At 59.5% G+C, this 12,874-nt stretch carries 7 protein-coding genes; 2 read left to right on the forward strand and 5 right to left on the reverse strand.

All coding sequences use genetic code 11. The annotated features are described in order from the left end of the window. Window positions 1–461 precede the first annotated feature (461 nt). The gene (metH, locus tag AC4PS6_RS18885; RefSeq protein WP_492180904.1) at window positions 462–4,172 is read right to left on the reverse strand and encodes a methionine synthase; all 3,711 of its coding nucleotides are present in this window, start codon (window positions 4,170–4,172) and stop codon (window positions 462–464) included. A gap of 167 nt (window positions 4,173–4,339) precedes the next feature. Between metH and AC4PS6_RS18890 the strand changes: the two genes are divergently transcribed. Then, complete coding sequence (locus AC4PS6_RS18890) at window positions 4,340–6,631, forward strand: fatty acid cis/trans isomerase (protein ID WP_103451751.1); 2,292 nt, start codon at window positions 4,340–4,342, stop codon at window positions 6,629–6,631. Window positions 6,632–6,819: 188 nt separating this feature from the next. On the opposite strand, the gene AC4PS6_RS18895 is transcribed toward AC4PS6_RS18890, so the two are convergent. Genes AC4PS6_RS18895 through AC4PS6_RS18905 form a run of 3 tightly spaced genes read right to left on the reverse strand, consistent with a single transcriptional unit; the run spans window position 6,820 to window position 11,172 of the window. Then, on the reverse strand, window positions 6,820–7,626 hold the full coding sequence (locus tag AC4PS6_RS18895) for an SET domain-containing protein-lysine N-methyltransferase (protein WP_492180905.1): 807 nt from the start codon (window positions 7,624–7,626) through the stop codon (window positions 6,820–6,822). Between the two features lie 18 nt (window positions 7,627–7,644). Then, window positions 7,645–10,449: a hypothetical protein gene (locus AC4PS6_RS18900; RefSeq protein ID WP_492180906.1), complete on the reverse strand. Its 2,805-nt coding sequence runs from the start codon at window positions 10,447–10,449 to the stop codon at window positions 7,645–7,647. A 3-nt stretch (window positions 10,450–10,452) separates the two neighbouring features. Further along, entirely contained in the window at window positions 10,453–11,172 is a 720-nt protein-coding gene (locus AC4PS6_RS18905) for a hypothetical protein (RefSeq protein ID WP_492180907.1), read from the reverse strand. 214 nt (window positions 11,173–11,386) lie between these two features. Between AC4PS6_RS18905 and nfuA the strand changes: the two genes are divergently transcribed. Next, window positions 11,387–11,971, forward strand: coding sequence for a Fe-S biogenesis protein NfuA (gene nfuA, locus AC4PS6_RS18910; RefSeq protein ID WP_003190728.1), 585 nt, complete (start codon window positions 11,387–11,389; stop codon window positions 11,969–11,971). 115 nt (window positions 11,972–12,086) lie between these two features. On the opposite strand, the gene cobM is transcribed toward nfuA, so the two are convergent. Next, on the reverse strand, window positions 12,087–12,833 hold the full coding sequence (cobM, locus tag AC4PS6_RS18915; protein ID WP_020301554.1) for a precorrin-4 C(11)-methyltransferase: 747 nt from the start codon (window positions 12,831–12,833) through the stop codon (window positions 12,087–12,089). Window positions 12,834–12,874: the final 41 nt, after the last annotated feature.

Raw genomic sequence — 12,874 nt, forward strand, 5'->3', positions numbered from 1 at the left:
GCAGCGTCTGGAGGGTGATGTTCTGTCATTCCCAATCACAGGAATGACCGAATGTCTGATCTACCCACCCAGCGCTTCGTTGACAAGCAACCGGCAGCAACTTCAGGTTATGTGCGGGAATGAGCCTGATGAAAATCAGGCTGACAGGCTGTGTGTATTTTGCCATTGGCGACAAGTACAGCGACCACCGCAGGACCTGGCCGTCCCCAGGCGGCAGTTATGGCAACAACTGGCCGATGAGCCGGGGCATGAGCGGTTTTTCCATCTGCTCGAACCACTGCACGATACCCAGGCGTACCGGTATGCGACGGCTGATCAAGGGCCAGCGTTTGCTGGGGCTGTCCCGACAATTGTTAAGGAGGTGCAGGCATTACAGGCAACTGTCACCGTAGCGCCACGACCCGGTCCGGCATCGCCGCAACCGGGGTCGTCGACACGGCGGTAACGAGCCGGACAGGCCTTCAGTTGTCGTAACCCAGGTTCGGCGCCAGCCAGCGCTCTGTCACGCTCAGGTCCTGGCCTTTGCGTGCGGTGTAGCTGGTCACCTGATCCTTGTCGACTTTGCCCACCGCAAAATACTGCGCCTGTGGGTGGGCAAAGTACCAGCCACTGACCGCCGCCGCCGGGAACATCGCGTAGTGCTCGGTCAGGAATACGCCGCTGCGCCCGGCGTGCATTTCACGCGCCTCTGGGTCCAGTAGTTGAAACAGCTGGGCCTTTTCCGTGTGGTCCGGGCACGCCGGGTAGCCGGGGGCAGGGCGTATGCCGCTGTACTGCTCCTTGATCAGTGCTTCGTTGTCCAGTTGCTCGTCCTTGGCATAGCCCCAGTGCTCTTTACGCACTTGCTGGTGCAGCCATTCGGCGCAGGCTTCGGCGAGACGGTCGGCGAGGGCCTTGACCATGATCGAGTTGTAGTCATCGCCGGCGTCCTGGTAAGCCTTGGCCACTTCTTCGGCACCGATGCCGGCGGTGGTGATGAAACCACCGATATAGTCGGTCACGCCGCTGTCCTTGGGCGCGACGAAGTCGGCCAGGGAAAAGTTCGGCTTACCGTCGGTCTTGATGATTTGCTGGCGCAAGTGATGCAGTTTGGCGATGGGCTGGCCGTCGTCACCGTACACTTCCAGATCATCGTCCTGCACCTGGTTGGTCGGCCAGAAACCGAACACCGCACGGGCGCTGATGAGTTTTTCGTCGATCAACTTCTTGAGCATTTCCTGGGCATCGGCATACAGCGCGGTTGCCGCTTCACCCACCACTTCATCGGTGAGGATGCGCGGGAACTTGCCGGCCAGGTCCCAGGAGATGAAGAACGGCGTCCAGTCGATGTATTCGGCGAGGACGTTGAGGTCGATATTGTCCAGCACCCTGGCGCCGGTAAAGGTCGGTTTGACCGGGGTGTAGCTGCTCCAGTCGAACTGCGGCTTCTTGGCGATGGCCGCCGGGTAGCTCAGGCGCTCGGTGCGTGCACTACGGTTGGAGGTGCGCTCACGTACGTCGATGTATTCCAGACGGGTCTTTTCGACGAAGCCGGCCTTCAACTCCTTGGACAGCAACTGGGTGGCCACGCCCACGGCGCGGGAGGCGTCGGTGACGTAGATCACCGCGTCGTTGCTGTACTTGGGCTCGATCTTCACCGCCGTGTGCGCCTTGGAGGTGGTGGCGCCCCCGATCATCAGCGGCAGGTGGAAATCCTGGCGCTGCATCTCGCGGGCCACATGCACCATTTCATCCAGAGACGGGGTGATCAGGCCGGATAGACCGATGATGTCGCACTTCTGCTCCTTGGCTACCTGCAGGATCTTCTCCGCCGGTACCATCACCCCCAGGTCGACGATGTCATAGCCGTTGCAACCCAGCACCACGCCGACAATGTTCTTGCCGATGTCATGCACGTCGCCCTTGACCGTGGCCACCAGGATCTTGCCCTTGGCTTCAGGCTTGTCGCCTTTTTCCAGCTCGATGAACGGGATCAAGTGGGCCACCGCCTGCTTCATCACCCGGGCGGATTTCACCACCTGGGGCAGGAACATCTTACCGGCGCCAAACAGGTCGCCGACGATGTTCATGCCGGACATCAGCGGGCCTTCGATCACTTCGATCGGGCGCGCAAACGACAGGCGCGATTCTTCGGTGTCTTCGACAATGTGCGTGGTGATGCCCTTGACCAGCGCGTGTTCCAGACGTTTGTTGACCTCCCAGCCACGCCATTCCTCGGTCTCGGCTTCCTTGACGCTGCCGTCGCCCTTGTACTTGTCGGCAATCGCCAGCAGGGCGTCGGTGCCGTCCGGCGTACGGTTGAGTACCACGTCTTCGACGGCGTCACGCAGCTCGGCGGGGATCTGGTCGTAGATCTCCAACTGGCCGGCGTTGACGATACCCATGGTCAGGCCCGCACGGATCGCATGCAGCAGGAACACCGAGTGGATCGCTTCGCGCACCGGGTTGTTGCCCCGGAACGAGAACGACACGTTGGACACGCCACCGGAGGTCAGCGCGTAGGGCAACTCATCACGGATATAGGCACAGGCGTTGATGAAATCGACGGCATAGTTGTTGTGCTCTTCGATACCGGTGGCGACCGCGAAGATGTTCGGGTCGAAGATGATGTCTTCCGGCGGGAAACCGACATCATTGACCAGGATGTCGTAAGAGCGTTTGCAGATTTCTTTCTTGCGCGCTTCGGTGTCAGCCTGACCGGCTTCGTCGAACGCCATCACCACCACCGCCGCGCCGTAGCGCTTGCACAGCTTGGCGTGGTGAATGAACTGCTCTACGCCTTCCTTCATGCTGATGGAGTTGACGATGCCCTTGCCCTGGATGCACTTGAGCCCGGCTTCGATCACTTCCCACTTGGAAGAGTCGATCATGATCGGTACGCGGGAGATGTCTGGCTCACCGGCGATCAGATTGAGGAAGGTCACCATGGCCTTCTTCGAATCCAGCATGCCCTCGTCCATGTTGATATCGATCACCTGGGCGCCGGCTTCCACCTGCTGCAGGGCGACTTCCAGGGCTTCGGTGTAGTTGTCTTCGCGGATCAGGCGGGCGAACTTGGCTGAGCCTGTGATGTTGGTACGTTCGCCGACGTTGACGAACAGCGAACGGCGATCAATGGTGAACGGCTCCAGGCCTGATAGGCGGCAGGCCTTGGGAATGTCCGGGATCGGGCGCGGCGCGTAACCGGCCACGGCCTTGGCGATGGCTTCGATATGCCCCGGCGTGGTGCCGCAGCAACCGCCGACGATGTTCAGGAAGCCGCTTTGGGCGAATTCTTCGATGACCTTGGCGGTTTCTGACGGCAGTTCGTCGTACTCGCCGAATTCGTTGGGTAGGCCAGCATTAGGGTGCGCCGAAACGTGGGTGTTGGCCTTGTTCGACAACTCCTCCAGGTAGGGGCGCAGCTCGCTGGCGCCGAGGGCGCAGTTCAAACCGACCGAGATCGGCTTGGCGTGGGCCACGGAGTTCCAGAACGCTTCGGTGGTCTGGCCCGACAGGGTACGACCTGAGGCGTCGGTGATGGTGCCGGAAATCATGATCGGCAGTTCCACGCCCAACGCCTCGAACACACCTTGCACCGCGAAGATCGCGGCCTTGGCGTTGAGGGTGTCGAAGATGGTTTCGATCAGGATCAGGTCGGCGCCACCTTCGATCAGGCCCTTGGTGGCTTCGGTGTAGTTTTCCACCAGCTCATCGAAGGTCACGTTGCGGTAGCCGGGGTTGTTCACGTCTGGCGACAGCGAGCAGGTACGGCTGGTCGGGCCCAGTACACCGGCGACAAAACGCGGCTTGGCCGGGTTCTCGTGGGTTTTGGCGTCGGCCACCTTGCGCGCCAGGCGTGCGCCTTCCACGTTCAGTTCATAGGCCAGTTCTTCCATGCCGTAATCGGCCATGGAGATTCGCGTGGCGTTGAAGGTGTTGGTTTCAAGGATGTCGGCGCCGGCGTCCAGGTAGGCTTTTTCAATGCCGCCGATCACGTCCGGGCGGGTCAGCACCAGCAGGTCGTTGTTGCCCTTGACGTCGCTTGGCCAATCGGCGAAGCGTTTGCCACGGTAGTCCTGCTCCTCGAGTTTATAGCTCTGGATCATCGTGCCCATGCCACCATCAAGGATCAGGATGCGTTCCTTGAGGGCTTGGTGAAGGGCTTGCAGGCGAGCGCTACGATCGGGCATGGGACTACTCTGGTCAGGCATTACGGAGGGCGTGAATCATAGCAAACCTGTGCCGATTTGGAGCATGTCCGGGTTGTGCATGAATATCGCTCATGTTGCTGGCGGTCATGGCCCGGTAGAATCACCGCCATTTCACAGACCGCACGCCTTGAATCGGGACCCGATACATGTCACTTCGTTTGATTGTCAGCGCCGTCCTGGCCTTGATAGCCAGTACTGCGCAGGCAGAGGGTCCCGCTTCGGCGATCTCCTACACCCGCGATATCCAACCGATCTTCACCGAGAAATGCGTGGCCTGCCACGCCTGCTACGACTCCGCCTGCCAGCTCAACTTGGGGAGCGCCGAGGGCGCCGCACGCGGGGCAAGCAAAATGCCGGTGTATGACGGCGAGCGCAGCCAGGCCACGCCAACGACGCGTTTGTTTTATGACGCATTCGGTAAGCAGGCGTGGCAGCAAAAGGGCTTCTATTCGGTGCTGGACGCCCAGGGCAGCCAGGCTGCGCTGATGGCGCGCATGCTGGAGCTGGGGCACAACGCGCCGCTGGCGCCCAATGCCAAGCTGCCCGACAACATTGTGCTGGGGCTCAACCGCGAAAATATGTGCGCAACGCCCGGCGAGTTCAGTGCCTATGCCGGCGCTCACCCCAAGGAAGGTATGCCGCTGGCGGTCACCGGCCTGACCGATCAGCAATACCAGACTTTGCAACGCTGGCTGGCCTCCGGCGCGCCGATTGACGAGCAGGGCCTGGCGCCGAGTGCCAGGGAAGCGTTGCAAGTGCAACAGTGGGAAAACCTGTTCAACCAGCCGGGCGCCCGGGAAAGCCTGGTGGCGCGCTGGCTGTTCGAGCATTTGTTCCTGGCGCATATCTATTTCGAGAACGGCGAGCCGGGGCATTACTTCCAGTGGGTGCGTTCGCGTACGCCCAGTGGCCAGCCGATTGACCTGATCGCCACACGTCGCCCCAACGACGACCCAGGCACCCAGGTGTACTACCGCCTGTGGCCAGTGCAGGGCGTGATCGTGCATAAAACCCACATCACTTACCCCTTCAGCGCGGCGAAGATGGCGCGGATCAAGGCGTTGTTCTACGCCGGCGACTGGCAGGTCACGGCCTTGCCAGGCTACGGCCCCGGCAGCCGCGCCAACCCGTTCGCGACATTCGAAGCCATCCCGGCTAAAGCGCGCTACCAATTCATGCTCGATAACGCTGAGTACTTCGTGCGTACCTTCATTCGCGGGCCGGTGTGCCGTGGGCAGATCGCCACGGACGTGATCCGCGATAACTTCTGGACGCTGTTCCAGGACCCCGACCACGATCTGTACATCACCGATGCGCGTTATCGCGGCCAGGCCACGCCGTTGCTGGCCATGCCCGGGCAGAATGACGACGTGGGCAGTGTGCTGAGCCTGTGGCTGGCCTATCGTGACAAGCGCAACCAATACGAAGCCTTGCGCCGTGACAACTATGCAGACCTGCCGGCGCCGAGCTGGTCGACATTGTGGGCGGGCAATGACAACGCCTTGTTGAGCATTTTCCGCCATTTCGACAGCGCCTCGGTGACCAAGGGCCTGATTGGCGAGGTTCCGCAGACGATGTGGCTGTTCGACTACCCACTGCTGGAACGCACCTATTACCAGCTAGCGGTGAATTTCGATGTGTTTGGCAACGTCTCGCACCAGGCCCAGACCCGCCTGTATTTCGACCTGATCCGCAACGGCGCCGAGCAGAACTTCCTGCGCCTGATGCCCGCCGACACCCGCGAAGACTTCCTGGACGACTGGTACCAGAACAGCGGCAAGCTCAAGCTGTGGCTGGACTACGAAGCGATTGACGATGACAAGGCCAGTGGTTTGCACCTGAGCAAGAAGGACCCCAAGCGTGACTTCGCCAACCAGTTGCTGACCCGCTACGGCCATTTGAACGCCAGCCCCGACCCGATCAACCGCTGCAGCGGCGCGTTCTGCTCCCGCGACGGCATTGACCCGGCCTTGCAGGATGCCGAGCAAGCCCTGAGCCGCCTGACCTCGCGGCCGGCGGCGGGGCTCAAGGTGATCGAGCAATTGCCCGAAGCCACCATGCTGCGCATCGAAACCGCCAGCGGCAAGCGCGAGGTCTACAGCCTGCTGCGCAACCGTGCCCACAGTAACGTGGCGTTCCTGCTGGGTGAGGCATATCGCTATCAGCCGGGGCTGGACACGGTGACGATCTACCCAGGCGTGCTCAGCAGCTACCCGAACTTCATGTTCAATATCCCGGCCCGGCAAGTGCCTGAGTTTGTCGCGCAGATGGAGCAGGCCAAGGACGCCAAGAGCTTCGAGAGAATCGTCGACCGCTGGGGTGTGCGCCGCAGTCACCCGCTGTTCTGGCAGTACTTCCATGACTTGTCGCGGTACATTCACGAAACCACGCCGGTGGAAGAGGGCGTATTGGACATGAACCGCTATGAGAACCTATAACTGCTCGCGTTGCGCTGGGCCATCGAGCACAGGGCAATGATAGCGGTGTGCATCGCCGTCATTGCGCTGGGCGTATTGGCCAGTTACCAGGTGTTGTATAAGGCTACGCATCGCAGGCTCAAACATTGGTTTGGCATTGATGATGCGTTACCCATCAGGCAAAAGCATTAGGACCGCCGTTTGGCGGCTCAGGGCCTCACGTACTTCCAGTAGGCTTTACCATAGTCCATCAGCAACTCGGTCCCGGCAGGGATATCCCGCCAAGCGACTATGAACACCATGTATTTGCCTACATACACGGCGCCGACATTTTCGATGCCAACGTCGGGCAGATTGGGCACCTTGACCGCATTGATCAGGCTTAGCGTGTTGCTGTTACCGTGGCCGCTGATAGTCGCGCCATGAGTGTGGGTCTGGAATAAATACGTGCCGACGGCCGCTTCACCTTTTTCCAGTATCTCGGTATTGATCGAGGCTTGATCCAAGTGCAGCTTGCCGGTATACGGCCCAAGGACATCGAAGCGTTTTATATCGGTTCTGGCTACGACCGACAGGCCACGCTCTGGGCCCTCCTGCAGTTTCTTGACCTCCAAAAGGCGATCAAGCCGGCGATGATGATTGCCTTCCTTGGCGATCCATTCACGGATACTCTTGGTTGCAGCCTCTTTGACTTCGACGTATTGCAGGCCGGTGAACTCGTCAAAAAACTGGTTGGCGTCGGTGATCTCTATTTTTTGCAACGGACCTTCAAGTTCAAGGGTCAAGCTGCGCCTGACGTCGTTGGGGTCTTGCAGAATTGGCGCATTATTGTTGATTTTATGATCAAAAGACGCCGTGATTGAAGTGGATCGGCGCCGCGTGGGTGTGGCGTCATCGTCCAGCCGCGGACGTTTTGAGCTACCTGCCGTGGGGGGCGCAGGCCGCTTCCTGGCCACGGGCTCGTCCACCGGGCTTCGTTGTCCGAACAGCCACCTTTCTCTACCGGCGCGGGTCATGCTGCCATTGTCATTGACCTAGTCACTCCAGATAAGCGGGTTGAGGTTGTTCTGCTCGACAAATGCGTGCATGGACACCCTTGAGTTGGTGGCGTTGTAGTGCTTGTTCCACTCTTGCAGGTGTTCGGGTTTCAGGTCGTCGAATTGTTCACCTCTGGCGTATTTGGCGAGTACTTTGCCTGCCGCTCGATAGGTGCCATCAATGTTTACATGCTCGGCAAAGGCCACCGGGTCCAGGTTATGGTCGGCGGCGAAGCCTTCAAGGGTGAGGCTGTTGCGCTCGCGCTGGGACGCCTTGCTCCAGTGCTCCATATGCTCGTAAGTGACGCAGGTGCGGGCGGTCCCTGCACGGTCCAGCATCTTTCGCCCTCGGGGTGTCAGGGTGTTGCGGCTGTTGACGAACTGCCGAAAGGCGCTGGGGTCCAGGTTGTAAGTGCTGACGAAGTTGTCCATGGTTTTTTTCAGGGCGTCTTCACTGGCCTCGGTCCATTTCAACAGCACTGAGGGCGTTACCACGCTTGGCGCATCCGGCGCGCCGCCCGCGAGCTTGATCGGGCCTGAATACCAATGACCAGGCTCCACCGACGACAGCGTGATCGACAAATCGCGATTGCTCCTCGGATTGACCAGTACGATAGAAAAGCTGGTGTCGGCGCCCGCGGCGGCCTCCTGAATGAACCCATAGGAATTGTCGCGGACCTGGTACACCGCGATTTTGCCCTTGTCATCAACATTACAGATGAACTTCTGGTTGTAGTCCGCTCGGGAGAAGATACCGCGTGCGTCGGGCTTGAGGCCTCTGATCAACTCCGGGTCAACCGCGTACTGACGAATCAACGGGCTGCTGTTGCTGATGACCGTGATCGGCTCTCTAAAGCGCGGCCCGAAGGCTTTATTGGAGGCGGTATCGATCAAGCGATAATCCGGCGCCTCGAGGCTGCCGACGTTGCGCATCGGGACATTGGCGAAGCCGTCCACGGTAAACAGTTGATCGCCCGCCTGCAGCGGCTTCCAGCTGTCAGGGTCAACCGAGCGTATGTGCCTTGCGGCGATCGTCCCATCGCGCAGCTGGGCAATACCCCGTTTTGCCTGGCGCATCAATTTATGTCCCAGCTTGAGCAAACCAAAGCGCGCGAGCCTGAGCAGGCTGGGCAGGGCGGCCAGGGGGTTGAGTTCGTGGAGCGTGGCAATTACCAGCTTCCCGGTCAGTTTCGCGAGCTTAGGCAGCGCCAGGCGCAGCCCGGTCTTGCCTGCGTGGATGAGCAGGCGGGTGGAGCCGGCCACATACCGCCCTACCGGCAACGCGAAAGCTACGATGTCAATGAACAGGCCGGCGACGCCTGACTTGATGCGCTGGGGATCACCGGAGGCGATGTCGTCGATACCGCCCCAAAACGGGATAAAAATCTTGCCCCAGAACGCCAAGTCTTCGAGTACCTCAGCGGGAATGTCTACCTCCCGCGTGTCTTTGCGGGTTTTTTCCAGGAGGGCTTGCTCATCGCAGAAAAACAGCTCGCGGGCAATCATGCTTGCCAGGGTTTCACTGCGCGGCGCATACAGCGTGTTGGGCGCGAACGATGGGATGCGCGGCCCTGCGTCGATGCCAGGCAGTGTCTCGCCGACTTGTTCAACGATCAACTCAGCTTTTTTGCCTGGTCTGGGCGCTTTGTTCTCGCGGTAAGCCTCTCGATCAAACGGTACTTCGGTGGCCAGCCTGTACTTGTCCCAGCTCATGGCGTCGCGTAGCTCTACCACTTTGCCGTTTAGCGGTAGGCTTTGCAGGTCTTTGCGTCGACGCAGCAGGCCGGCGAAGGGGAATACCTCGATGTAGATGGCATGGAGGGGCGAGCGGGGCTTGGCGATGCGTAGGATAAAACCTGTCCGGTAACGAACGGCATCGGTCTTGGCTTTGGTTTCATATTCGATGGGCACCTTGTCCAGGGCTTCTCTTAATGAATACACGGTGATCTCGTCCTGATCCACATCCAGGGTCGCATTGCCCAGGTGCGCAAGCAGTGACTGGATTAAGGTCTTGTAGGCGTTTCTCGGCATCTCAAGGGCGTCGCGAAAGGCTTTGTCGTACTCCATGTCCGAGACAAAGCGCCAACGGCTGGGCAGTTTGAGTTTGAGGTTCTGAATTGCGTTGAACATCTCATATTCATGCTGCTCCAGGGCGGTGACGGCCTGGGTGAGCTCATCCCGTGAGTGGCCCGACGATCGGCTGGCGATCAGGCCGTTGGCCTGTGCCCATTGCACGGTGGGGCCCAACTTGGCCGCTGCGACCAGTGCCTGTTGTTTAATGTCATCGCCGCTGGCGCGAAAGTGTTCCGCCGCCAGGTTGAGCAATTGTTCGAAACTCATGTGGCGCGATGAACCCGGTGCAATCGTTTCGGCCAGCAGAAAGCCGCTTCTGAAATTGACCCAGGTACTGGTGGCAGCGTAGGGCAGGTCATCGGGAATATCGGCCACCCAGACTTCGCTGGCAACATTGGCCTTGAGGACGCACACCGCCAATTGTGCCGCGTCAGCGCTGATCGACAAGCTATGTTCATAGCGGCTGATCAAGGATTGGCGGACCGACGAATAAGACGCGCCAGGCGCGATGAATAGTTTCAATTCGTTGTCGATCAGCGAGTCGGTGCTGGGAATGATCGTCAGCCACAACGCGCGCCACAGTAATTTCACCCGTACCGGGTCTGGGCAGATTTCGTCCTTCTGGCTGCCATACCAGTCCAAGGCCTTGGCAATCCGTTCGCCCAGTGCCAGGTTATCGGGGCTATTGAGCAATTGATCGAGCAGCACGGTGGGGGTGGTGGTGAGCATGTCCTATTGTGAGGCGGTGAATGTTTCGGGCAATACATGACGGAACAGCGATTGACGGGTTTGTGTTTCGATCTGGCGGATAATCTCCTTGATTTTCTGGTCGGCAGGCGCATCCAGCAAGTGCTGCAAATCGCTGAGGTTGCCTTCGTGTCCGAGTTTTTTCAGGGTGTGATGTTCCTGCAAGACAGCGAGAACCGCTTTCCACTGCTCGCGGGTTTTGGGCTGTGCCGGGATGATCGAGTAATACTTGAGCACCAGATCAAACCGCACCGAACCGTCGCTTTTGAGGCCGTTACCCACACGCCGGTTGATATCCAGCAACACGTCGGCGTCGATGTACCAATAGGTGGGCATATGGCGCAGGATGACCGAATGGTCGGCAATGCTGAACGTTTCGGCAGAGTCGGGTATCGGTGAGCGCGTGCTGCTGAACAAGGTGGAGAGCAGGTCGTAAAGGAAGTCCCGGCCGATAATGGAATCATCCGGTTCGGGCTTTTCCCGCAGGAAGCGCTGAAAGTCTTCATCGGCTTCCAGCTTTGCCAAGACTCGAAAGGCTTCCTTGCACTCGCGATGCAGTTCGCTGTTGTGCGGGGGGCAGTAGTACACCTCGGCGGCGGATGCCGTCAGCGAGCCTTGTGTCGTCACGAAATCAATCAGATGGTCCAAATGCACTTGCTGTTCCGGCAAGCCCTTGAAATAGAAGCTCTGCAATGCGTTATTCATTCAATCCTCACAATCCGTAGTCGAAGAGGATTCACTCTATTGAGCCGGGGTTTGCGGGGGGGGCTATATAGGTAGGCACAGGTTTTCGCAGAAATGGCCAGGTGTCACGATGCGTCAGGCCAACAGGAACAGGTCTTTCCCGACAAAAATACTCGGACTTTGTACCTGCGTAATAATTTGGCGTAAACTGCGGGCAAGCCTGTGAGGAGTTTCCATGACTGCCATAACCATTACCGACGCCGCCCACGATTACCTGGCTGACCTGCTGTCCAAGCAGAACACCCCGGGTATCGGCATCCGCGTCTTTATCACCCAGCCCGGCACCCAGTATGCCGAGACTTGCATTGCCTACTGCAAGCCCGGCGAAGAGAAGCCTGAAGACACCGCCCTGGGGCTCAAAAGCTTCACCGCGTACATCGATGCCTTCAGCGAAGCCTTCCTGGACGACGCCGTGGTCGACTACGCCACCGACCGTATGGGCGGCCAGTTGACCATCAAGGCCCCCAACGCCAAGGTGCCGAACGTCAACGCCGACAGCCCGGTCAATGAGCGTATCAACTACTACCTGCAAACCGAGATCAACCCGGGGTTGGCCAGCCACGGCGGCCAGGTGAGTCTAATCGACGTGGTGGATGACGGTATCGCCGTGCTGAAATTCGGCGGCGGCTGCCAGGGCTGCGGCCAGGCGGACGTGACCTTGCGTGAGGGCATCGAGCGCACGCTGCTGGAACGTATTCCTGAACTCAAGGGTGTACGTGACGTGACTGACCACACGCAGAAAGAAAACGCCTACTACTGAGTAAGGTGTTCACTGCGAACAAAAAAACGGCGCCCGTGAGCGCCGTTTTTTATTATTTAAATTCATAGAGTTGCAAAATATATCTGATAAAGCAGATCAAGTGTGGGAGCTGGCTTCAGGGGCGATAGAGGTGCGCATGCCCTGCGCGGTACAGCGACGACTCGCTGAAGCTGTCACTGGCCAACACCTGCCCCACCACAATCAACGCTGTCCGCCGAAACCCCTTCGCCGCAACTTTCTCGGCAATGTCACTCAGCGTACCGACCACCCAATCCTGATCCGGCCAGGTGGCACGGTGTACCACGGCAATCGGGCAGTCCGAACCGTAATGCGGCAGCAGCTCGGCAACGATTTTCTCCAGATGATTGACCCCCAGATGAATCGCCATCGTGGTGCCATGTCGCGCCAGGCTGTCGAAGTCTTCACCGGGAGGCATGCTGGTTTTATCGGCGTAACGGGTCAGGATCACGCTTTGGGCGATGTCCGGCAGGGTCAGTTCGGTCTCCAGCAGGGCCGCGCACGCGGCGACCGCCGTGACCCCTGGAATGATCTGGAAAGGGATGCCCAGCTCACGCAAATGGCGTATTTGTTCACCAATCGCCCCATACAGGCTGGGATCACCGGAGTGCACCCGCGCCACGTCCTGGCCTTGGGCATGGGCCGTCTTGATCAGCTCGATGATCTGCTCCAGGTGCAGTTCGGCGCTGTTGACCACCTGGAGCGCCTGATGACCTTCCAGCACGGCGGCGGGCACCAGCGAGCCGGCGTAGATGATCACCGGGCAACTGCGGATCAGCCGCTGGCCCTTGACGGTGATCAATTCCGGGTCACCGGGGCCGGCGCCGATAAAGTAGACGGTCATGGAGAAATCCTGTTGAAAAACGGGCGAGCATGAACACGGCT

Source organism: Pseudomonas sp. DW-iso17 (assembly GCF_058725345.1).